The organism is Streptomyces sp. A012304, from assembly GCF_026008495.1.
In the GTDB taxonomy this organism is placed as follows: domain Bacteria; phylum Actinomycetota; class Actinomycetes; order Streptomycetales; family Streptomycetaceae; genus Streptomyces.
Window position 1 is genome coordinate 58,979 of the sequence record NZ_BQUN01000039.1, and the last position, 21,892, is coordinate 80,870.

Annotated in this window: 18 protein-coding genes; 9 read left to right on the top strand and 9 right to left on the bottom strand. The window is 74.2% G+C overall.

Annotation, left to right across the window (positions count from 1 at the left end; genetic code table 11):
• Nucleotides 1-694 (bottom strand): hypothetical protein (locus ALMP_RS09445; RefSeq protein ID WP_264925832.1); only part of this gene is annotated, 694 nt, incomplete at its 3' end.
• 169 nt (nt 695-863) lie between these two features.
• Here ALMP_RS09445 and ALMP_RS09450 point away from each other — a divergent pair.
• The gene (locus ALMP_RS09450) at nt 864-1,850 is read left to right on the top strand and encodes an LLM class flavin-dependent oxidoreductase (RefSeq protein WP_264925833.1); all 987 of its coding nucleotides are present in this window, start codon (nt 864-866) and stop codon (nt 1,848-1,850) included.
• Between the two features lie 55 nt (nt 1,851-1,905).
• On the opposite strand, the gene ALMP_RS09455 is transcribed toward ALMP_RS09450, so the two are convergent.
• On the bottom strand, nt 1,906-2,784 hold the full coding sequence (locus ALMP_RS09455; RefSeq protein ID WP_264925834.1) for a 3-hydroxyacyl-CoA dehydrogenase family protein: 879 nt from the start codon (nt 2,782-2,784) through the stop codon (nt 1,906-1,908).
• Nucleotides 2,785-2,976: 192 nt separating this feature from the next.
• On the opposite strand from ALMP_RS09455, the gene ALMP_RS09460 reads away from it, so the two are divergent.
• The 6 genes from ALMP_RS09460 to ALMP_RS09485 are packed head-to-tail and all read left to right on the top strand — an operon-like array spanning nt 2,977 to nt 7,851.
• Nucleotides 2,977-3,783, top strand: a complete 807-nt coding sequence (locus ALMP_RS09460; protein ID WP_264925836.1) for a thioesterase II family protein — start codon at nt 2,977-2,979, stop codon at nt 3,781-3,783.
• Nucleotides 3,768-4,301, top strand: a complete 534-nt coding sequence (locus ALMP_RS09465) for a flavin reductase family protein (protein WP_264925838.1) — start codon at nt 3,768-3,770, stop codon at nt 4,299-4,301. Before ALMP_RS09460 ends, ALMP_RS09465 begins: the two co-directional genes overlap by 16 nt.
• Nucleotides 4,298-5,566, top strand: coding sequence for an LLM class flavin-dependent oxidoreductase (locus ALMP_RS09470; RefSeq protein ID WP_264925839.1), 1,269 nt, complete (start codon nt 4,298-4,300; stop codon nt 5,564-5,566). Before ALMP_RS09465 ends, ALMP_RS09470 begins: the two co-directional genes overlap by 4 nt.
• Nucleotides 5,563-6,402 (top strand): alpha/beta fold hydrolase, encoded by an 840-nt coding sequence (locus ALMP_RS09475; protein ID WP_264925840.1) that lies wholly within the window; start codon nt 5,563-5,565, stop codon nt 6,400-6,402. The genes ALMP_RS09470 and ALMP_RS09475 overlap by 4 nt, the downstream gene beginning before the upstream one ends.
• The gene (locus ALMP_RS09480; protein WP_264925841.1) at nt 6,399-7,274 is read left to right on the top strand and encodes an SDR family oxidoreductase; all 876 of its coding nucleotides are present in this window, start codon (nt 6,399-6,401) and stop codon (nt 7,272-7,274) included. The genes ALMP_RS09475 and ALMP_RS09480 overlap by 4 nt, the downstream gene beginning before the upstream one ends.
• 25 nt (nt 7,275-7,299) lie before the next feature.
• Nucleotides 7,300-7,851, top strand: a complete 552-nt coding sequence (locus ALMP_RS09485) for a carboxymuconolactone decarboxylase family protein (protein WP_264925842.1) — start codon at nt 7,300-7,302, stop codon at nt 7,849-7,851.
• Nucleotides 7,852-7,919: 68 nt separating this feature from the next.
• On the opposite strand, the gene ALMP_RS09490 is transcribed toward ALMP_RS09485, so the two are convergent.
• The 3 genes from ALMP_RS09490 to ALMP_RS09500 all read right to left on the bottom strand — a co-directional run bounded on the left by ALMP_RS09490 (nt 7,920) and on the right by ALMP_RS09500 (nt 15,611).
• Complete coding sequence (locus tag ALMP_RS09490) at nt 7,920-9,521, bottom strand: long-chain-fatty-acid--CoA ligase (protein ID WP_264925843.1); 1,602 nt, start codon at nt 9,519-9,521, stop codon at nt 7,920-7,922.
• Nucleotides 9,518-15,250 (bottom strand): type I polyketide synthase, encoded by a 5,733-nt coding sequence (locus ALMP_RS09495; protein ID WP_264925844.1) that lies wholly within the window; start codon nt 15,248-15,250, stop codon nt 9,518-9,520. Before ALMP_RS09495 ends, ALMP_RS09490 begins: the two co-directional genes overlap by 4 nt.
• Nucleotides 15,251-15,314: 64 nt before the next feature.
• Nucleotides 15,315-15,611, bottom strand: a complete 297-nt coding sequence (locus ALMP_RS09500; protein WP_264925845.1) for an acyl carrier protein — start codon at nt 15,609-15,611, stop codon at nt 15,315-15,317.
• Between the two features lie 234 nt (nt 15,612-15,845).
• Here ALMP_RS09500 and ALMP_RS09505 point away from each other — a divergent pair, with 234 nt between their 5' ends.
• On the top strand, nt 15,846-16,742 hold the full coding sequence (locus ALMP_RS09505) for a maleylpyruvate isomerase N-terminal domain-containing protein (protein WP_264925846.1): 897 nt from the start codon (nt 15,846-15,848) through the stop codon (nt 16,740-16,742).
• A 61-nt stretch (nt 16,743-16,803) separates the two neighbouring features.
• On the opposite strand, the gene ALMP_RS09510 is transcribed toward ALMP_RS09505, so the two are convergent.
• Nucleotides 16,804-17,826 carry a ketoacyl-ACP synthase III family protein gene (locus ALMP_RS09510; RefSeq protein WP_264925847.1) on the bottom strand — a complete coding sequence of 341 codons (1,023 nt, stop codon included), beginning with the start codon at nt 17,824-17,826 and terminating at the stop codon, nt 16,804-16,806.
• A gap of 289 nt (nt 17,827-18,115) precedes the next feature.
• Between ALMP_RS09510 and ALMP_RS09515 the strand changes: the two genes are divergently transcribed.
• Complete coding sequence (locus ALMP_RS09515) at nt 18,116-18,484, top strand: nuclear transport factor 2 family protein (protein ID WP_264925848.1); 369 nt, start codon at nt 18,116-18,118, stop codon at nt 18,482-18,484.
• Here ALMP_RS09515 and ALMP_RS09520 read toward each other — a convergent pair.
• The 3 genes from ALMP_RS09520 to ALMP_RS09530 form a co-directional block, all read right to left on the bottom strand.
• Complete coding sequence (locus ALMP_RS09520; protein WP_264925849.1) at nt 18,450-19,298, bottom strand: helix-turn-helix domain-containing protein; 849 nt, start codon at nt 19,296-19,298, stop codon at nt 18,450-18,452. The genes ALMP_RS09515 and ALMP_RS09520 overlap by 35 nt on opposite strands.
• Nucleotides 19,299-19,359: 61 nt before the next feature.
• On the bottom strand, nt 19,360-20,880 hold the full coding sequence (locus ALMP_RS09525) for an MmgE/PrpD family protein (protein WP_264925850.1): 1,521 nt from the start codon (nt 20,878-20,880) through the stop codon (nt 19,360-19,362).
• A complete protein-coding gene (locus tag ALMP_RS09530) occupies nt 20,877-21,863 on the bottom strand; it encodes a diacylglycerol kinase family protein (protein ID WP_264925851.1) in 987 nt (328 codons plus the stop codon). The genes ALMP_RS09525 and ALMP_RS09530 overlap by 4 nt, the downstream gene beginning before the upstream one ends.
• Nucleotides 21,864-21,892: the final 29 nt, after the last annotated feature.

Genomic DNA, 21,892 nt, shown 5'->3' on the forward strand with positions numbered 1-21,892 from the left:
CGTCGACGCGCCGGCGCAGCCGGTCCGTCTCTTCCCCGGCCTCGGTGGCCGCGCGGTCGGCGGAGCGCGCCTCCCGCTGCCGGTCGCGCAGCTCGTCGTCGGCCTCGCGGGCGGCCTGCCGCGCCCGGGTGAGGCGCTCGCGGCGCTTGTCGTCGAGTCGCGCGGGCGGCCGGGGCGGCGGGGGCGGGGCGGGGGTGCGGCGCAGGGCCGTGTCCGCGACCTCGGGGAAGCCGACGGCCGGGGTGAGGGGCTTGACGAGGCGGCCGGTGGCCCATGCGCGGGCGGCGTCCTCGTCGGCGAGGACGGCGTGCAGGGTGCTTTCGACCTCGCGTCGGGCGTCCTCGCCGATCGGGTGGCCGGCCGCCGCCGTCAGCTCCCCGGCCTGCCGGGCGAGCGCGCCGACCAGCTGCCGCTGCCGGCGGACGAGGGCGCGCAGCTGCGTCCCGTCGAGGTCGTGGTGGGCCTGGCGCAGCGCCTGGCCGAGCCGGAGCAGCGGCTCGATCTCGTCGGGCCGTTCACGGACGAGGAGGTTGCTGGCCCACGCCGACCGGCTGGGGCGGCGCAGCTTGCCGATCCGGTCGGCGAGCGCGCGGTCGCCGGCCGTGCGGGCGGCGGCCATCCGGGTGGCGCGGGCGGCGGTGAACTCCTCCGGCCGCAGTCCGTACAGCTCGTCGGCGACAGTGTCCAGATCCACCGGGGCCCCTCTCCACCATGTGGCGGCCTGAGTGCATTGTCGCCTGGTATGGGATGTGGGGCGCGGTGGACTCGTCGGCGCTCTCAGGAGCAGGTCAGTGACGTGTCAGGGGTGGGTGTTTGGATCCCTGAGGCTCCCCGACCCCCGAAAGCCTGAGAAGAGGCATGCGATGGCCACTGTCCACCGGCCGGCTCACGTCGGCGTCCTGCTGCCGACCCGGGAACAGGCGATCCTCGGCGACTTCACCGCCTCCCCCCTGATGGAGTTCGCGCGCCAGGCGGAAGAGCTCGGCTTCGACTCGCTGTGGACCGGCGACTCCCTGACCGCGCGGCCCCGGCTCGACCCCCTGGTGGTGCTGTCGGCCGCCGGCGCGGTGACCGGTTCGATCACGCTGGGCACCGCCGCGCTGACCCCGGCGCTGCGGCACCCCCTCATCGGCGCCAACATGGTGAGCAGCCTCGACCATGTGTGCGGGGGGCGGCTGATCATGGGCCTGGGCTCCGGTTTCCCCATCCCCGAGACCGAAGCGGAGTTCGCCGCCGTCGGCGCCTCGTTCGCCGGCCGGGCCGGCCGGCTCGACGAGATCGCCGCGCTGTGGCGGACGGCCTGGGGCGACGGTGGTCCGGGGCCGTCCGACCGCTTCGACGGCCGCTACTGGCAGGCCGAGCAGCTGGACCGGCTGCCCCGGCCGCCGCGTCCGGGCGGTCCCCCGCTGTGGCTGGCCGGCAGCGACACGCCCCGGGTGCTGGACCGGGTGGCCCGGCTCTACGACGGCTGGCTGCCGTTCCTGCCGTCCGCCGAGGCCTACGGGGCGGCGTGGCGGCGGCTGGAGTCCCTGCGGGCCGCGGCCGGGCGCCCGGAGGGGGCCGTCGTCCCCGGGTTCTACGCCACCATCACGGTCGGCGCCGACGAGGCCGGGGCGAAGGCTGAGCTGGAGCACTACATCGAGCACTACTACGGCCGCACCCTGGAGCAGATGTCCGCGATCCAGGCCTACGCCTGGGGCACCGCCGAGCACTGCGCGGAGTGGCTGAACGGCTATGTGCGGGCCGGCGCCCGGCACATCGTGGTGCGGATCGGCTCGCTGCGACCGGAACCGCAGCTGAAGGAGATCGCCGAGGTCGTCCTGCCGGCGGTGCGCGGGAGCGGCGCCTGAGGCCGGTCGGCGCCGGGCCGCGCCGTCCGACGGGCGGCCCGGCGCCGACGGCCCCTCAGTCGTCGTACGAGAAGAAGCCGCGGCCGCTCTTGGCGCCCAGGCGGCCCTCGGCGAGCAGGTCGCGCAGCAGCCGGCGGGGGCCCTCGGGGATGCCGTCCCGTTCCTTGGCGTAGTGCTCCTCGACGTCCAGGACGACGTCCAGGCCCACCATGTCCATCGCGCGGAACGGGCCCACCGGCGTGTGCAGGGTGTCGCGGAAGATCTCGTCGATCTCCTCCGCGGTGGCCACGCCCTCGGCCGCCACCATCAGGGATTCCCGTTTGATGGCCGCCCAGATGCGGTTGAAGATGAATCCGGTGCTTTCCTGGCGCACCTCGTAGGGGCGCAGCCCGAATTCCGGCAGGGCGGTCATGAGCAGCTTCATGACGTCCGGGTCGGTGCGGCCGCTCGACATCACCTCGACAATACGACAGTCGGGCAGCTGGGTGAAGAAATGCGCGTTGACCACGCGCTCCGGACGGACCTCCACTGCGTCGGCGATCAGCCGGGTGGAATAGGAGGAGGAGTTGCTGGCGAGAACGGCCGACGCGGGGGCCGTGCGGCTCAGCCGTGCGAACAGGTCTCGCTTCAGCTCCAGGCGCTCCGGGACGGCCTCCACCACCAGCCAGGTGTCGGCGACCGCCGCGGCGAGGTCGTCCCGCGGCACCACCGTGCCCACGGCACCCCCCGGAAGACCTGCGGCGATGTCGGGGAGCAGGTCGGTGACATAGCGCTCGGCGGCGGCGCGCTGCTCGGCGGAGGTGTCGAAGATCCGTACCTGTCCGCCCCGGGCGGCGAGCATGAGGGCGATCCTGCGGCCCATCGTGCCGGCCCCGAGGACGGCGGCCGGACGGTCCGGCACGGTGAATTCGGTGACCTCCGGGATATTCTGCATCACGTCTCCTCTTTCACTTTCCGATAACCGGCCGGGGAATTCAATCACGCCCTGCTGACCGGATACTGACGAGGAACTGATGCCGTTTTTCCCGGCCAATCGACCTTATGCGGCCGCACATTCACGTGCTAGCTTCGAAAAGCCTCACCGCCACACGTTCTCTTTTGTCCTTCATTTCCCGCTGGAGTTCTGATGCACGAGTGGTTCGCGTCGGCGGATCCCCGCCCGGACGCCGAGGCCCAGCTCTTCCTCTTCCCGCACGCGGGCGGTTCCCCGCTCGGCTATCTGTCCTGGGCCGCGTCACTGCCGCGCGGGCTGGAGCTGCGCGCGGCCCGGCTGCCCGGACGGCCCGGGGAGGGCGGTGAGGCGCCCCGGTCGGTCCTCGGCCCGCTGGTCGAGGAGTTGTGCGAGGCGGTCGAGGCCGAACTGGACGGCCGGCCGTACCTGTTCTTCGGGCACAGTCTCGGCGCGTTGCTGGCCTACCGGCTGGCCGTGGCGCTCGCCGGGCGCGGCGCGGTACCCCCGGCGCTGCTCGGCGTGTCCGGCTGGGCGCCCGAACTGCCGAACGCGGCAGGGCTGTCGGCGGTGCACCGGATGCCGGACGCCGAACTCCTCGCCACGGTGGGGCGGCTGGGTCTGGTGCACACCACGACGGCACGCGAACGCGCCCTGCTCGAGGCCGCCGTGCCGTCGCTGCGGGCGGACTTCGCGCTGGTGGCGGGGTTCGACGACGACGGTGCCGTCGCGCCGTGCCCGATCGCCGCCTACACCGGCGCGGGCGACCCGCTCGTGCCGCCGCGTGCCATGCACGCCTGGTCCGGCCGGACCACGTCGTTCCTCGGCGTGCGGGAGTTCCCGGGGGACCACTTCTTCCTCTTCGAGCACGCCATGGCGATCCAGCTCGATCTGGACCGCCGCATCCGACGGCAGTCGGCGGTCCCCGCACCGGCCGACTGGTCGAGTCCACTCCCGCAGGAGGGCTCATGCAGCCAGCTCTGACCCAACCGCCCCCGCCGCCGCCCGACTCCGCCGCCCGGCCCTTGCGCGACTGCCTGGGCAGGTTCGGCACCGGGGTGAGCACGGTGACCTACGCCGAGGACACCGGTGCCCGCGGCATCACCATCAGCTCGTTCACGTCGGTCTCCCTGGACCCCTCCCTGGTGCTGATCAGCGTCGGCCGGCGGGCGCGGGCCTGCGCGGGCCTGCGCGACGCGCCGTTCGTGGTCAACGTCCTCTCCGCCGACCAGGCGCCGCTCGCGCTGCACTTCGCCGGCCGGCCGCAGTCCGGGCTGCCCGTCCCCTGGGTGGACCAGGACGGTGTGCCCCGGCTCGACGGCACCGTGGCCTGGCTGCGCTGCCGCCCCTGGCGCGCCTACGACGGCGGCGACCACGTCCTCTTCCTCGGCGAGGTCCAGGACTTCGCCTTCACCTCCGGTGACCCGCTGCTCTTCCAGGACGGCTCCTTCCGCCGCCCCGGGCCGCGGATCGCCGTACCGCCCGCCCTGGAGAGCGCATGAAAGTCACCTACTTCCAGCAACTCCCCTACCGGCAGCTGCCCGACGACTTCGGCCGGCGGCACGAGTCGGTGGTCACCACGCCGTACCACGACCTGGTGGGCCCCGAGGGCGCCCGCGCCGTGTTCGGGGACGCGCTGGAGGAGCTGATGCACGCGGCACGGGCCGGTTTCGACGGCCTCGCCGTCACCGAGCACAGCCAGACCTCCTTCGACGTGTGCCCCAACCCCGACCTGCTCGCGGCGGCCCTCGCCTACGCCACCGAGTCCGAGGGGCTTCAGACGGCCGTCTATCCGCTGGGGCGCTCGCTCGGCAAGAGCCGGGAGCCGCTGCGCGTCGCGGAGGAGCAGGCCATGCTGGACTGCATGACCGGCGGGCGGCTGGTCTCCGGCTTCCCGATCGGCCTCGCCTACGACGCCAACATCAACAACGGCGTCCCGCCGATCGACACCCGCGCCCGCTACGAGGAGAACCTCGAACTGGTGCTGCGGGCGTGGACCGCGCGGGAGCCGTTCACCTTCAACGGGCGCTTCAGCCAGCACCGGGCGGTCAACATCTGGCCCCGGCCGTTGCAGGATCCGCACCCTCCGGTGTGGATCACCGCGACCGGCAACCCCCGCACGATGGAGTACATCCTCCGCTCGAACTTCGGGTTCAACTACTTCGGCTGGTTCGGTGCCCGGCTGACCGGGCCGCGCATCTTCCGCCGGTTCGGTGAGATCGCCGACCGGCTCGGTATCGCCTTCAACCCCTATCGCATCGGGTTCATGCAGGTCATCGCCGTCGCCGAGAACGACGCGCAGGCCGAGGCGCGGTACGCGCGGCACGTGGAGTACTTCTTCCGCAACGCCATCGGCGCCATGCCGCTGCACCGGCTGCTGCTGCCCGGCGGTGTCGACCCGCGTGGCGTCGAGGCGCTGCTCACCGACCCCGGCGACACCGGGGTGTACGCGACCATGCGCACCGCCACCTACCGGGAGCTGGTCGACGCCGGCTGTGTGATCGCCGGCAGCCCGGACTCGGTGACCGAGCAACTCGTGGCAATCGCCAGGGAGTTCGGGTTCGGCAACCTGCACGCGATGCTCCAGTTCGGCTCCCTGCCGACTGATCTGACCAAGGCCAACATCGACCTGTTCGCCGCCGAGGTGCTGCCGCGACTGCGCGGTGTCTGGCAGGACGAGGGCCACGCCCATCACTGGTGGCCGCGCAGGCTGGGCGGCGAGCCCGTCCCGGCCGGCGCCGCGCTCACGGCAGGAGGCACGCGATGACACACCCGCAGACGGCGCCGCCGCAGGACGGCCGGGGACCGGCGCTGCGCACCGCCCAGGTCTGGGGCGGCCGGCTGGAGCTGCGCTTCCGGGTCCTCGGCAGCGGACCGGACCTGGTGTACTTCCCCTCCGTGGGCACCCCGGCCGACGACCCCCTGGTGGCCCGGCTGGCCGAGGACCACACCGTGCACGTCGTGGAGTTCCCCGGCACCTCCGCGGGCGACCCGTACGCCGTCCATGTCCTCGACGACCTCTGGGACGTCGTCCTCGCCCACGAGGAGGCGCTGCGGTCGGCCGGGCTCGCCGGGGTCCCCGCGATCGGGCACGGCTTCGGCGGCATGCTGGCCGCGGAACTCGCCGCGGCCTTCCCCGGCCTGTTCACCAGGCTGGTGCTCATCGCCCCGATCGGTCTGTGGGAGGACGACGCGCCGGTCGCCGACTGGCTGTCGGTGCCCGCCGAGGAGCTGCCCGGGCTGCTGTTCGCCAACCCGCCGGAGCCGGGACCCGCCCCGGTCGAGGATCCGCGGGCGGCCGTCGAGGCGGCCGTCGCCGCGATCTGGGCGATGGGGTGCGCCGGGAAGTTCGTCTGGCCGATCCCGGACAAGGGCCTGGCCGGCCGGCTGCACCGCCTCACGACGCCCACGCTGCTGCTGTGGGGCGAGGACGACCGCCTCAACCCCGTCCGGTACGCCAAGCGCTTCGCGGACCGGATCGGCGGCGACAGCACCGTGACGACCTTTCCCGGCTGCGGTCACTCGCCGCAGTGGGAGCTGACCGCGCCGACCCATCGCGCCGTCGGCGCCTTTCTCGACGAAGGAGAGAACCGAACCCCATGAGCGTGGCACTCATCACCGGCACCAGCACCGGCATCGGCCTGGAAACCGCCCTCGCCGCGGCCCGGCGCGGGCTCATCACCTACGCCACCATGCGCGACCTGTCCCGGTCCGGGGAACTGCGCGAGCGGGCCGCCGCCGAGGACCTCCCGGTGCGTCTGCTGACCCTCGACGTCACCGACGACGCCTCGGTGAGCGCCGCGGTGGCCACGGTCGAGGACGCGCACGGCGCGATCGACGTCCTGGTCAACAACGCCGGCGTCTCCGCCGCCGGGCCGGTCGAGACCGTACCGGCGGAGCGCGCCAGGGAGGTGTTCGAGACCAATGTGTGGGGGCCGGTGCGGCTGAGCAGGGCGGTCCTGCCCGCCATGCGCGAGCGCGGCTCCGGTGTCGTCGTCAACCTCGGCTCGGTCGCCGGCCGGGTCCCCGGGCTGCCGCACAACGGCTTCTACTGCGCCAGCAAGCACGCGCTGTCCGTCCTCAGCGAGTCACTGGCCTGGGAGGTGGCGCCGTTCGGCATCCGCGTCGTCAGCGTCGAACCCGACTTCTTCGCCACCCGGATCTTCGACCGCGGCTGGGCCGGCTCCGTCGACACCGAAGGCCCCTACAGCGCGGACCACGCGTGGGCCAACTCCTACTTCCTGGACGGCGGCGCGCAGGCTGCCGCCGACCCGGCCGTCGCCGGGGAGGCCGTCATCGCGGCCGCCCTCGACCCGGCGTCTCCGCTGCACGTGTTCGTCGGGCCGGGCGGCCCCGCGTTCACCGAGGCCGCCGCGGCGGCCGGGTCCTTCGAGAACTGGGTGACGACGGCGACGCAGATCATGGAGACCGTCGCCGGCCCGCGCCCCACCGCCCCCGCGCCCGCCCGCGCCTGACCCCCGACCCTGGAGACGATGCCCGATGGCACGCCTGCCCTACCCCGATCCGGACGACCTGGCGCCCGAGGCCCGTGAAGCACTCGCGCGGCTCGCCTCCCCGCTCAACATCATGGCGATGGTGTCGCACGCGGACACCCTGGTCGGACCGGTGATCGACCTCGCCGAAGCGCTGTTCACCCGGCTCCACCTGCCGCCGGAGGTCACCGAGCTGTCCATCCTCCAGGTCGCCCTGGACACCGGCGCCGAGTACGAGTGGGTGCAGCACGAACCGCTCGCCCTGCGCGCCGGTGTCCCGCCCGAGCAGCTGGAGCGGCTGCGGGTTGGCGACACCACCGGGCTCGACGACCGTCAGCGGGCGGCCGTGCGGGTGGCGCGGTGGGTGTGCCGCGGGGAGGAGGTGCCGGCCTCCGAGGTGGAGGAGCTGCGGCAGGTGCTGACGCCCCGGCAGATCCTGGAGTTGTTCCTGCTGACCGGCTCCTATCTGCAACTGGCCCGGATCATCACCGTCCTGGAGGTCGACATCGACCCCGCCGACGGCAGGCTGATGAAGGTGCAGGCCACCGCGGGCGCCTGAGCCCGCACCGGACACGACGGCTCTGCCCCCGGCACCGTGGAGGTGCCGGGGGCAGAGCCGTCAGGGCGTCACCGGGCGGGCTGTGCCCCGGCCAGCAGCCGCTGCCGTACCTCGCGGCGCAGGATCTTGCCCGAGGGGTTGCGCGGCAGGTCGTCCACCAGGTGGTAGCGGACCGGGACCTTGTAGTCGGCGATCCGGCCGCGCAGGAACGTCATCAGCTCCCGTGGCCGTACGTCCGCCCCGGGGCGGGGCAGGACACAGGCGTGGACCTCGTCGCCCCACTCCGGGTGCGGTACGCCCACGACGGCGACGTCGGCGACGGCCGGGTGCTCGCTGAGCTGCTTCTCGATCTCCGCCGGGTAGATGTTCTGGCCGCCCACGATGATCGTGTCGTTGATCCGGTCGCACAGGAAGAGATAGCCGTCGTCGTCGAGGTAGCCCGCGTCGCCCATGTGCAGCCAGCCGTCGACCAGGGTGCGGGCGGTGGCCTCGGGCAGGTTCCAGTAGCCCAGCATGCGCGCCGGGGTACGGACGCAGACCTCGCCGACGCGGCCGGGCGGCAGGGGGCGGCCTTCGCCGTCCACGATCTTCACCTCGTTGCCGGGGCAGGGCAGTCCGGCCGCCGCGAGCAGCGGGCTGCCGGGCCGGTGCGCCGCCGCCGGCAGGCACACGGCGATGCTGCCGGCCTCGGTGCTGGAGTAGATCTGCACCAGCGAGCAGGTCAGTTTCTCCAGGCAGCGCAGCAGCAGGCCCTCGGAGATCGGCGCGGCGCCGTAGGCGACCGTGCGCAGCGAGGTGAGGGCGGCGCCCGCGCGGTCGGCCTCGGCCAGGATCATCTGGAGCATGGCGGGCGCGACGAACGTGGTGGTGACCCGGTGCTTCTCGATGAGCCGTACCGCCTCGGCCGGGTCGAAGGCGCGCATCAGGACGTTGGTGGAGCCCGCGTTGAAGCCGTGCATGAACCAGCCGATGCCAGCGATGCCCAGTCCGGGCAGCGAGATCAGGTTGACGTCCCGTGGCAGCCACTCGATCCACTCCCCCGCCGCCTCGCGGGTCGCCGCCGGGAGGGTGAAGAACGAACGGTGGGCGAGGACGGCCCCCTTGGGCAGTCCGGTCGTGCCGCTGGTGTAGATCTGCACCACGGGGTCGTCGGGGCCGGTGCCGGGGTCCAGGTCGGTGTCGGGGGCGTCGCCGCACCAGGCGCGCAGTCCCGGCCCCCGGTCGAGGGTGGCGTCCTGTCCCGGCGCGTCCAGCCGGACGAGGCGGGGCGGGGCGGCGAGCCCGGTGACGGCCCGTTCGGCGAGGGCCAGGAACTCGCCCTCGGTGAAGAGCAGCGTGGCGCCCGAGTCGCGCAGGATGTGCGCGGCCTCCCGTTCGGTCAGCCGCCAGTTGACCGGCACCATCACCGCGCCGGTCTTGGCGCAGGCCAGGATCGCGGCGTAGTAGTGCTCCGACTCCCGCGCCAGATGGGCGACGCGGTCCCCGGGTCCGATGCCGGCGGCGCGCAGCGCGTGGGCGACGCGGTTGCTGTGCCGGTGCAGTTCCTCGTACGTCGTGACCCGGCCCTCGCAGATCACGGCGGGGTGGCCCGCCCGGTCCCGGGCGAGGGCGGCGCTGCTCGCCGTCAGGGTCCAGGGCGCGGCGGCGGGTCGGTCGGGGGTGTGGCTCACGGTGTCCCTCCGGGTGCTCCGATGGTCGCGGGCTCCTCGCCGGCGGCCAGTTGGGTGTCCAGGAACTCGGCCAGCCGCAGCGGTGAGGGGTGGTCCAGGACCAGGGAGGCGGGCAGCGCGAGGCCGAACTCCTTCTCCAGGCCGGACCGCAGGTCGAGCGCCATCAGCGAGTCCAGTCCCAGGGAGCCGAACTCGGTGTCCGGGTCGACCTCGTCGTCGGGTTCGAGACGCAGCACCGCGGCGAGCCGGGCGTGCACGGCGCGGGAGATCACGGCGAGCCGTTCCGGCCTCGGCAGCGCGGCCAGGGCGGCCGGGTCGAAGGCGGTGTCCCGCGGTCCGTCGCCGTCGGCCGGGATCCGGTGCTGACGTTCGTAGAGGGCGTCGTCGACCGGGGTGTTCGCGGTCAGCCGGGGCCAGTCGAAGTCGCTCACCACCGGCACCGCCAGCGGGCCGTTCCACAGGCTGTCCAGGGTGCGCAGGGCGCGGCCGGGCGAGAAGAACAGCACGCCGCTGCGCTCCAGTTCGCGGGCGAGGCCGTCGCCGAGCCGGGCGGTCATGCCGATCCGGGACCAGGCGCCCCAGGAGACGGCGAGGCCGGGCAGGCCCTGGCGGGCCCGCCATTCGACGAGGCCGTCGAGGAAGGCGTTGGCCGCCGCGTAGGCCGCGGAGTTGCGGGTGGGTCCGCCGACCAGGGAGGCGATGGAGGTGTGGGCGAGGAAGAACTCCAGCGCGGGGCAGGCGGTGGCGAGCCGGTGCAGCAGCCAGCCGCCGTAGACCTTGGCGGCCAGCTGCTCGTCGATCGCCTCCCAGGTCAGGGCGGAGACGAGGGACTCGCCGGGCACGCCGCTCGCGTGGACGACGCCGCCGACGGGGTGCGGCAGGTCGTGGAGGCGGCCGGTCAGCCGTTCGACGTCGGCGGCGTCGGCGAGGTCGGCCGTCAGGACCGTCACGTCGGCGCGGGCGCGCAGGTCGTCGAGGATGCCGGCCGCGTCCGGGGCGGGCCGCCCGGTGCGGCTGACCAGCACCAGGTGCCGGGCCCCCCGGTCGGCCAGGTGGCGCGCGGTGACCAGGCCGAGTCCGCCGAGGCCGCCGGTGACCAGGTAGGTGCGGTCGGGGCGGACCGGGACGAGGGCGTGTTCGGCCCGCGGTTCCGCCTCGATCCGGACCGGCACACGGGTGCCGTGCGGGGCGCGGCCCAGGGCGCGCAGCGCCTCGTCGAGCTCGTCGAGGGAGTAGGGGTCGTACGGTTCGGCGCCGTCGGCCGGTGCCGGGGCGCCGGTGTCGGGGTCGACCGCCTCGTCCGGCACGGTCAGGGTCCGGCGCAGGGTGCCGGTGGCGGTGACGGTGACCCGGTCGCCGACGGTGTGCCGGGAGCCGGGTCCCGTGGCGACGACGGTGCCGGCGCAGCCGCTGCCGACGACGCGGGGCTCGGCGTCGGTGTCGGACGCGGTGGGCAGGTCGTCGGGGCCCAGGAAGGCGGTGTGGACGCGGATGCGGACCTCGCCGGGGCCGGGTGCGGGGTCCATGGCGGGGGTCAGGGTGGGCGTGGGGTCGTCCGGGCCGGTGACGGCGGCGAAACCGCCGGGCCAGGGCGGGGTGGCGGCGCCGGACAGCACCCGGCGGACGTACCGCCGGCCGTCGCGGTGGGCGATCTGGAACTCCCCCGGCGCGTCCGTGCGCACCTCGGTGAGCAGGGCCGTGGGGCCGGTGCCGTCGGCGGGCAGGTCGACCAGGGTGGTGCGCAGGCGGGGGTCCTCGTAGAGCAGGACGTGGGCGAAGCCCCACAGGGTGGTGGCGGCGAGCCGTTCACCGGTGCCGGGCCGGTCGCCCGGGAGCCACTGGGCGCGTTCGGTGGCCAGCCACAGCCGGGGGGTCTGCCGGCCCTCGCGGGTGCGGAGCACGGCCAGGGTCTCCAGCAGGTCCTGGTAGTTGAGGCGGCACTCCTCGCGCAGGGTGTCGGCGCCGGGCTCGCCGGGGTGCGCGCGCCAGAACCAGCACACGTCGGTCACCGACGGGTCGGTCAGGGCGTCGGCCCCGTGGGACAGCCGGACGCCGTCCGGCACGGTCGCGCACTCCTCGGGCGTGCGGTGCAGGAGCAGGACGTGCCGGGGGCGGCCGTCGACCGGGTCGGCGGTGCGGCGCAGCCAGCTCGCGCGGTGCAGGAACCGGCGGCGTTCCTCGGGCGGGGCGGGGTCGGCGAGTTCCACGCCGAGGAGTTCCGCGACGGGGCCGTGGTCGTCGTCCAGGAGCAGGTCGGCATGGCGGCGGGCGGCGTCGTCCGGGGCGGGGGTGACGGTGGCGGTCAGCCGCAGCCGTTTCCCGCGGGGTTTCTTGAACAGCCGTATGCGTCCGATGCGTTCGGGCAGGAACACCGGGCCGTCCGGGTCGAGGACGGTGAGCGCGGCCAGGGCGCACTCCACGGCCTCGACGGGCAGGTGCTCGCCGGCGGCGGGGTCGCGCAGGGCGAGTTCGCCGGTGAGGGTGCCGGTGTCGTGGCGGACCAGCCGGGTGATGAGCCGGTAGGCGTCGCCGAAGCGGCGGCCCGCCGCGGCCAGGTCGGTGGACGCGTCCTCGCCGTCCGTCTCCTCGACGGGCGTGCCGGGGTTCAGGGCGAGCTTCGACAGGCGCGGTGCGGGGTCCGCGTCGGGGGTGGCGGGCGCCAGGACGGCTGTGGCGTGCCGGACCTCGGCGTCGGCCGGGCCGCTCACCACCTCGACGTCGGCGCTCTGGTCGGGGCGGGGCCGCAGCCGGGTGCGCAGTGCGGTGACGGCGTCCGCGGTGAGCGGCAGCGGCCGGTGCAGGGCGAGGTCGAGGACGGGGCCCCGGGTGTGGCCGTGCACGGCGTCGGCGAGGGCGAGGAGCAGTTCGACGTACGCGGCGGCCGGCAGCCGCTCCTGGTCGGCGGCCCGGTGTCCGGCCAGGGTGAGCGGCTGGTCGGCGGCGACCTCGGTACGGAACTCCCGTACGGTGTCGGTGCCTTGGGCGGCGGGCAGTTCGGGGCCGAGCAGCGGGTGGTGGGTGGCGTCGGCGGTCCGTGTGCGTCGTCCGCCGGTGGGCAGCCAGTGGCGTTTGCGGTCGAAGGCGTAGCCGGGGAGGGTGGCCTTCGGGTGGTGCCGTCCGGCGTGGAAGCCGGTCCAGGAGACGGGGAGTCCGGCGGTGTAGAAGTCCGACAGCGCCCTCAGGACGGTGGTGCCGGTGGTGTCGCGGCGGCTCATGCTGGGCAGCCAGCGGTGGTCGTCGGCGGGCAGGCAGCGTTTGGCCAGCGCGGTCAGGGCGGCGGACGGGCCGATCTCGACGAAGGCGTGCCGGCCGCGCCGGCCGACCGAGCGCACCCCGTCCAGGAACCGTACGGGCTCGGCGATGTGCCGGACCCAGTAGCCGGGGTCGGCCAGTTCCGCCGCGGTGGTGGGCTTTCCGGTGAGGTTGGACACCAGGGTGATCGTCGGGCGGCGGAAGGTGATGCCGTCCAGTGCCGTGCGGAAGTCGTCGAGGACCTCGCCCATGAGCGGGGAGTGGAAGGCATGCGACACGGTGAGCGGCTCCACGCGGACGCCCTGGTCGCGCAGGAGGGCGGTGACCTCGGCGACGATGTCGACGGCTCCGGAGACGACGCACTGGTCGGGGGCGTTGACGGCGGCGAGCGCCACGTCCGGCCGGCCGGCCAGCAGCGGCACGATCCGCTCCTCGGGCGCGGAGACGGCGGCCATGGCGCCGGGCGCGCGCACCGACTCCATCAGCCGGGCCCGCGCGGCGACCAGCGTCACCGCGTCGTCCAGGGAGAAGACGCCGGCCACGGTGGCGGCCACCACCTCCCCGATGCTGTGGCCGAGCAGCACGTTGGGCTTGGCGCCCCAGGACAGCCACAGGCGGGCCAGGGCGTACTCCAGGGAGAACAGCGCGGGTTGGGCGTGGCCCGTGCGGTCGATGAGGGCGAGATCCTCGGGGCGCGCGGTGCCGAGGACCAGGTCGCGCACGGAGAGCCCCAGGTGGGGGGCGAAGCGGCGGTCGCACTCGTCGAGCCAGTGCCGGAAGACGGGGAAACGGCGGTGGAGGTCGGCGCCCATGCCCGCGTACTGGGCGCCCTGGCCGCTGAAGAGGAACGCCACCTTGCGGATGCCGGAAGGGCCGGGCAGCGTGTCGCGGGCGAGGCTCTCCTCCAGCAGCCGGGTGAGGGCGGTCCGGTCGGGCACGGGGCCGGCGATCCGGTGTGTGAGGTGCGCGCGGCCGACGTTCGCGGTGTGGCACAGCTGGTCCAGGTCGAGGTCCGGCCGCTCGTCGAGGAAGCCGCGGTAGCGCTCGATCTGGCGGCGCAGCGCGGCCCCGCCCTTGGCCGACAGGGTGAAGATCCGTGGCCGGTCGGCGGGGGCCCCGTCGTCGTCGGCCGGGGGCGGCGCGGGCTCGTCGGCCTGTTCCAGCACGGTGGCCGCGATGGTCCCGGCGAAGCCGAAGCTGTTGACGACGGCGCGGCGCACAGGGGCCTGCCAGGGCCGGCACTCGGTGGGCACCTCGACCGGGTAGGAGTCCCAGGGGATACGGCCGGAGGGGGTGGTGAGGTTGAGGTGCGGGAAGATCGTGCCGGCGCGCATCTGGAGGACCGTCTTGACCACGCCCACCAGCCCGGAGACCGGTTCCATGTGGCCCAGGTTGGTCTTCACCGAGCCGACGAGGAGCGGCGCCTGCTTGGTGTGGGAGTCCCCGAACACCTCGTTGACGGCGCTGAGTTCGATGGGGTCGCCGAGCGGGGTGCCGGTGCCGTGCGCCTCGACGTACTGGATGTCGCCGGGGGCGAGTCCGGCCGCGTCCAGGGCGCGGCGCAGCACGATCTCCTGGGCCGCGCCGTTGGGCACGGTCAGGCCGGCGCTGTCGCCGTCCTGACCGACGGCGGTGCCGCGGACCAGGGCGAGGACGGTGTCGCCGGCGCGCCGGGCGTCGGAGAGCCGTTTGAGGACCAGCACGCCGCAGCCCTCGGCGCGGGCGTAGCCGTCGGCGGACTCGTCGAAGGTCTTGCACTGCCCGTCCGGGGCCAGCATGCGGGCGTGGCTGAACATGACCGGCACCCGGGGGTGGTGCAGGGCGTTCACGCCGGCGCACAGGGCGATGTCGCACTCGCCGGCGCGCAGTCCCGTCACGGCGGAGTGGAGCGCGGTGAGCGAGGAGGAGCAGGCGGTGTCGATGCTCATGCTGGGACCACGCCAGCCCAGGAAGTAGGAGAGCCTGCCGGACAGCGGGAACATGGTGATGCCCGAGGCGAGATGGCCGTCGAGCTTCTCGTACGGCAGGGCCTCCGCCTCGAAGGCGTAGTCGATGGAGCTGGCCCCCACGTAGACGCCGCCGTTGCCGTGGCGCAGCGTGGCCGGGTCGATGCCGGCGTGTTCCAGCGCGTGCCAGGCGGTCTCCAGCAGCATGCGCTGCTGCGGGTCGATGAACTGGGCTTCCTTGGGCGAGATGTTGAAGAACGGGGCGTCGAACTGGTCGATGCGGTCGAGGTATCCGCCGCGTGTGGTGCGGATCTTCCCCGGTGCCTCCGGGTCGTCGGGGTCGGCGGCGTACGCGGCGACGTCCCAGCGGTCCTCGGGGACGGGCCGGATGCCCGAGCGGCCGGCCGCGAGGAACTCGCCGAACTCCTCGAAGGAGTCGCATCCGCCGGGGAACCGCACTCCGACCCCGACGATGGCGATCGGCTCCGCGCCGACCGCGGTCCGCTGCCCGGCGTCTGTCTCGTCCGGCACGTTCGGCCTCCCTTTCTCGGGGCTTCGGGGCTTCGGGGGTCTGGGGTGACGTCCGTGGTGGTCGCTAGCGCAGGCGCTGCACGAGGTAGTCGACGAGCTGCTCGACGGTGGGCCGGTTGAAGAGCGCCGCGGTGTCGATCTCCAGTGAGAACCGCTCCTCCAGGGAGCGCCGGATGTCCATCAGCCGCAGCGAGGTCAGCCCCAGCTCGAGATAGCTGCTCTCCAGTGGGAGGTCCTCGTCGTCGTCCATCAGCAGCGCCGCCCGGAAGGTGCCGGTCACCAGCGCCTCGACGGTGTCGTACTGCTCCGACTCCGGCAGGGTGGCCAGGTTCACGGACGTGGGGTCGTCTAAGGGAGCCATCGCCTCTACCTCGTTTCCGGCGGTCGCGGACGCGCGGGGCCGGTCTGCTGCGAGTCCCCCGCACGGTCAACGCCCCGATGCAAACAAACCGGCCTGACGGTGCGCTGATCACGAGCTGACCGAGGTCGAGGGCCGGGCGTCAGCGGCCGGTCGGCGTGGCGTCAGCGGCACGCCGCACGGTGGGGGCGTGCTGCGCCCGGTGCGCAGGGCAGCCGGAGCCGAAGGAGACCCCCTGTGTACGAGGTGTACGAGATCAGTCACGACCGGATCTGCGCGGGCATCGAGAGCGAGGCGGTCCTGCTCGCGGACGCGCTGCGGCGGGCCGATCCGGCGCAGCCGGTGGGCACCTGCCCCGGGTGGACGACGAACCATCTGATGGCCCACCTGTTCCAGGCGTTCACCTGGGCGGCCGGGCTGGTGGAGACGCGGGCCGCCGCGTTCGTGGCCCCGCACGCGTTTCTCGGGCCGCTCGACGAGGAGAGGTGGGCGAAGCAGCAGAGCGGCGGCTGGGCCGAGTACGTGGACGCGCTGATCGGGGTGTCGCTCGACGAGGCGGACCGGCTGGGCGGCGCCGAGGCCCGCGCGCGGTGGGTGCTGGGTGCGGCCGGGAAGCTCGTGGCCGCGCTGCGTGACGCGGGGCCGGACGCCGAGGTGTGGAACTCCTTCGGGGCCGGCGGCGCGCGGTTCTGGGCCAGCTGGGGAGCGCTGGAGACGGCGGTGCACCGGGCGGACGCGGAGCTGCTGCTGGGGCGCGCCCCCGACGCCGTACGCCTGGCCGGTGACCTGTCCGTGGACAGTGTCCGGTTCTGGCTGCGGGCGGTGACCGCTCCCGGCGCGGAGGCGTTCTTCGGCCCCGGGCTGCGGGCGCTCGCCGGGTCGGGCGAGTCACTGCGGTTCCGGGCCACGGACGCGCCGGACGGGATCGCCGCCGAGTGGCTGGTGCTGCGTACCCCCGAGGGGCCGGTTCTGGCGTCCGGTGACGACGACCGGCGGGCGGGTGTCACGGTGGCCGGCCGGGCCGGTGATCTGCTGTTGCTGCTCAAGCGGCGGGTCGCGCCGCGCGAGGCGGCGGTGGAGGTCACCGGGGACCTGCGGCTGCTGGAGCACTGGCTGGCGAACGTCATGGTCTGACCGGCGCGACGGACGACGGGCGGGACGCCTCACCGGTGCCCCGCCCGTCGTCCGTCCGCGCTCACCACTCGGGGATGTGGAGCACCTCCAGCACCACGGCGCCGAAGGTGAAGCCCATCCCCAGCCCGAACAGCAGCACCCGGTCGCCGGCGGCGAGGAGCTTGTGCTCCACCAGGTGGTTGAGCCCGGCGAGCTGGTCACCGGCGCCCAAGTGGCCGACGTGGCGGCCCAGTTCCCGCCAGACGGTCTGCTCCTCGGTGAAGCCCAGCAGGTCGTGCAGCTCCTGCCGGCCGCCGCCCCGGTGGACGAACGGCAGCACCGCGCGGGCGATGTCGGCGCGCCGCACGCCCGCCTCGTCGAGTGCCTGCTCGCAGGTGCGGGTGATGCACTCGGCCCAGCGCTGCCACTGCAGTTCCGACTCCGGTTCCGCGGCCTGCTGGAGCGCGCGCTTGAGGACGCCGACCGGGGCCTCCTGCATCGGGCCGGAGGCGAAGGAGGACGATCCGCGGTCCCAGCGCTCCAGGTCGTTGGCGGCGGTGGCGACCGTGGTCAGCACCCGCGCGAACCCGGTGCGGGCCGACAGCACCAGCGCGGTGCCGCCGTCTCCCCACAGCGCCTGGAGGTAGGAGTTCCAGCGGTCCACGCCCGGCGCCGCGAACCGGTCGGCGGTGGTGACGACGGCGGCCCGCGCCATCCCGGAGGCGATGAACCCGGCGGCCAGGTGGAGCCCGCCCACGCCGCCCGAGGACCGCTGGTCGATGCCGTACGGCAGCGCCTGGGGGCCCGAGGTGTTGTGCGCGATGTAGTGGGCGGGCGTCCAGCAGTCCAGGCCCTGGAACCAGAGACTGGCGTGCAGATGCAGCCCGACCTCCTCGGCGGGCACGCCGGATCTGGCGAGGGCGGTGGTCCCGGCCAGCACGGCCATGTCCGGCGGGGCGGTCCCGGTGTCGTCCACGGCGACCGTCTCGAAGCCGAGTCCCAGGTGCGACTCGCCCACCAGTCCGGCGGCCACGGCGGCGGCCACCGGTTGCCGCTGCGGGAGCCAGACCCCCGTGCCGGCGATGTACAGATCCTTGCAACGCATGTGAACCACCCGGAAGTCGACGACCGATGTCTTCCCGCCACGACCCGGTACGTCCATCCGAGGTCGACCAGGCCGAACGGGGCCGGGACCGAGCAGATCAGGCCACACTGACACGCCGCTGACACGCCGCTGACACGGCACTCGGCGGGCGCGGGCCCCGTCCGCGGCGCCGGACGGGGACGACGATTACCTGTGGGGTAATCGACTGGCCGTCGGGAGGGCCTGCACAGTGATCACGTGGCCGCGCCGACACCGCGGCTTCGACGCGAGAACATCTGAGGAGACCTCCATGTCGACGTACGACACCGCTGCCGAGCGCTACTTCGCCGCCTGGAACGCCGACGGATCCGAAGCGATCGCCAAGGCCGTGGCCGAGGCCTTCACCGAGGACGCCACCTACACCGACCCGCTGGCCGACGTGGCCGGCCACGAGGGCATCGCCGCCGCCATCGCCGGGGCCCAGGGCCAGTTCCCGGGCTTCGAGTTCCGGCTGAAGGGCTCCGTGGACGGCAACCACCACATCGCCCGGTTCTCCTGGGACCTGGTGTCGGTGGCCGACGGTTCCTCCCCGGCCGGCGGCTCGGACGTCATCACCCTCGCCGAGGACGGGCGGATCAGCTCCGTCAGCGGCTTCCTGGACCGGGTGCCGGGGGCCTGACCTCACCGACGAGGTCGCGTAGGGCGGCGGCCGTCTCCGGGTCGACGGGCAGGAAGGTCTCGATCGCCAGCTCGGAGACGGTCACGTCCAGTGGGGTGTTGAAGGTCGTCAGCATGGAGATGAAGGACAGCGTCCTGCCCTCCGACTCGATGACCAGCGGCAGCGCGTACGCGGCTCCGGTGGCCGGCGGCTCGGACGGGCCGTCGGGCACGGGGTAGGCGGAGACCTCCTCGTACAGGCCTGCCAGGGCCTCGGAGCCGCTCACCGCGATCTGCCGCTCCATCTGTTCCAGCAGATGGGCGCGCCACTGCGCGAAGTTGCGGATCGCGGGTGCCAGCCCTTGCGGATGCAGCGTCAGGCGCATGGTGTTGAGGGGTTGTTGCATCAGGTGGTCGGCGACCCCGGCCCCGGTGACCAGCGCGAGCAGACTGCGGTTGGCCCCGACGACGTTGTAGAGGCTGTCGTGGACGAGGGCCGGGTTGGGGTCGTGGGCGGCCAGCAGGCGCTCGAGTTCGCCGTTGAGCGTCTCCATGGCCGGGTCGTTCAGCGGGGTCTCCGGGAAGACCGGGGCGAAGCCGGCGGCGACCAGCAGGGTGTTGCGTTCCCGTACGGGCACGTCCAGTTGCTCGGCGAGACGCATGAGCAGGGTGTGGCTGGGTCTGGCCCGGCCGGTTTCGATGAAGCTGATGTGCCGGGCGGAGCTGTCGGCCCGGGAGGCGAGTTCCAGCTGACTGACTCCACGCCTGTCCCGCCATCGGCGCAGCAGCGCGCCGACTTCGGGTGTACCGGGCGACCGCAGTAATTGGGTGATCATATCTTCAACATTAACTGCGGCGAGCGACAGACCCAATGCGTTGCGTGCACGACACCGACCGTCAGTGCACGATTGCGGCGTCCGCCGCCGGGCGCGGTACGAGAAGTGCCGCCTCCAGCCAGTCGCGCAGCCGGGCGGCGTCCATCCCGCCGAGCCCCGCGGCCGCCTTGGCGGTGTCCGCGTCGCCGCCGAGGCTCATGAACTTCTCCCGCACCAGCTCGCCGTGACAGGCGCGGGTGTGCGGGCCCGCCGCGCCCAGCGGAATCAGCCGTTCGCGGGTGAACTCCCGGCCGTCGCGCAGCCGTACCGTGACCCGGGCGCCGGTGGCCTTGGTGGCCGCCGTGAAATCCGGCTCCCGCCGAGGGGCCGTGGCATCCAGCGCGATGCGTACGGTCTCGGGCCCGCCGAACTCCAGCAGCCAGGGCTCGGCGGCCGGTCCCGCCCTGCGGACGGCGGCCCCGAAGGGCGCGTCGGAGGCGAACAACTCCCTGGTGAGGGCGGGGTCATGGGCGAGCCGGACGCGCCGCGCGAGCTGCCAGCGGCCCGGCTCGGCGAGCGCCGGCCGTTCGAAGTCGGCCACCCGCAGGCCACCGGTGAGCAGGGCGGTGGCCACCGGGTAGGGGGTGTGCAGGACCAGGGCGCCCAGCGGGGAGTCGGGGCCGGTGACATAGCGGTCGGCGCGGCGGCCCGCGTACACGGTGTAGAGGGAGGCCTCGACCAGCACCTCCGCCACCGACGCCGGGTCCACCGCTCCGGTGTCCGCGCGCAGCGCGCCGTGGAGTTCGACGGCGCAGTCCACGGCCGCGTCGATGCCGGGGCCGCCCGGGCGCATCTTGAAGGACAGCGTGTCGGTGTGCCAGCGCTCGCCGAGGCCGTCGGTGACCTCCTCGGGCAGGGGCACCGAGGACAGCGCGGTGAGGAAGCCGTCCGGGTGTTCCAGCAGGTCCGGTGCCCCGCGCAGACCGGCGGCGGCCGCGTCGCAGGCGTCCATGCCGGTACGCACCGGGGTGAGGGCGTTCAGGAGGCGGGCGTCGCTGGCCAGGAAGGCCCGCAGCAGCGGCCGGTGCGGCATGGCCAGGGCCAGGCCCAGCGCGTCGGTCCAGCGGCGTGGATCGGTGACCCCCTCGCAGTGCAGCCGTCCGCAGACGGCACCCACCAGATGGGCGTGGACCGCGCTCTGTCCCCGCAGCGGGCCGAGGGTCACGGCGGCGGTGATCCGGGCGGCGCACTCCGTGGCGGCCACCACGGCCGTGATCAGCCGGGCGCCGGTCAGCCCCCGGGCGTGGGCGAAGGCGAGGGGGACGGCGACCGTGGAGTTGGACAGGTGGCCGGCGTAGGCGGTGTCGTCGAGGTTCAGCCAGGAACCGAGCCCCGCCAGCACGCAGGCGCTCTGCCGGGCGTCGGGCTGGAAGGGCTCCCCGAACGCGGCGACCAGGCGGGCGCCCAGGGGGTGGGCGGCGCCGGCCCGGACGGAGGCGGCCTGGGAGAGGATCTGGCTGGCGGCCAGCGCGCGGACCCGCTCCGGTATGGCGTCGTGAGTCAGCCGGGCGGCCCAGTCGCACAGCCGTTCCAGGGGCGTCACCGCGGCTCCTCGGCACTCGCCGCGAGGACGGCGGTGTCGGCCGCCCACACGGGCAGGGCGCCGGGCAGCACCTCGAAGGTGAGGCGGTGAAGCAGCGGGGGCTGGAGGTTGCCGTCGTGCTCGTGGCAGAGCGGTGCCCCGTCGAGCCGTTCCACGACGACGCGGCGGCCGCGGCCGTAGGCGACGCCGGGAAGGCCGAGGTGGGCGGCCCGGCGGGTCAGCTCGGGCACCTCGTGGGGTGCGACGGGTGAGCCGATCACACAGACGTCGAGCAGCCCGTCGTCCAGCTCCGAGTGCGGAAGCACCTGGTAGCGGCCGCCGCGGAAGCGGCCGCCGCCCACGTTCGCCAGCACGGTGGGGCCCTCGTGGAGGACGACCCCGTCCACGGTGACCCGGCCGGGGTACGGCACGAAGGCGTCGGCGGCCTCGGCGAACGCGGTGGAGTAGCGGTCCCGGCCGCTCTGCGCGACCGAGCGGGCCACACGCAGGGCGTCGGCGATGACACCGGAGCAGGCGCCGAGGAAGACCTTGGCGCCGGTCTCGGCCAGCCGGGCCAGGTCCAGGCCGCGCAGCCGGGCGCCGTGGCCCGGTCCGTCGAGGACGGCCCGCAGCGCGGTCTGCCAGGGCCGGTCCGCCCAGAGCATCTTGTAGCCGGAGTTGCCGGTGCCGGCGGGCACGACGGCCAGGGCGGGGCGGGCGGCGGGGCCGGCCGGGGCGAGACCGTCGACGACCTCGTGCACGGTGCCGTCGCCGCCGACCGCGACCACCAGGTCCGGCGCCGGGCGTCCGTCGGCTCCCGAGCGGGCGGCGCGGGCGGCCGAGGTGGCGCTGCCCGGTCCGGTGGTGCGGTGCAGGCGCACCTCGTCCGCGCCGGCCGCGCAGAGGCCGAGGACCTCCGCGAGCAGACCCTCGCTGGTGGTTCCCGCGGCGGGATTCGCGACGACGAGCACGCTCCGCACGCGCGCGTCGGACTCCTCGGTCATGGACATCCTCCGGAAGCGGGCGGACCGCA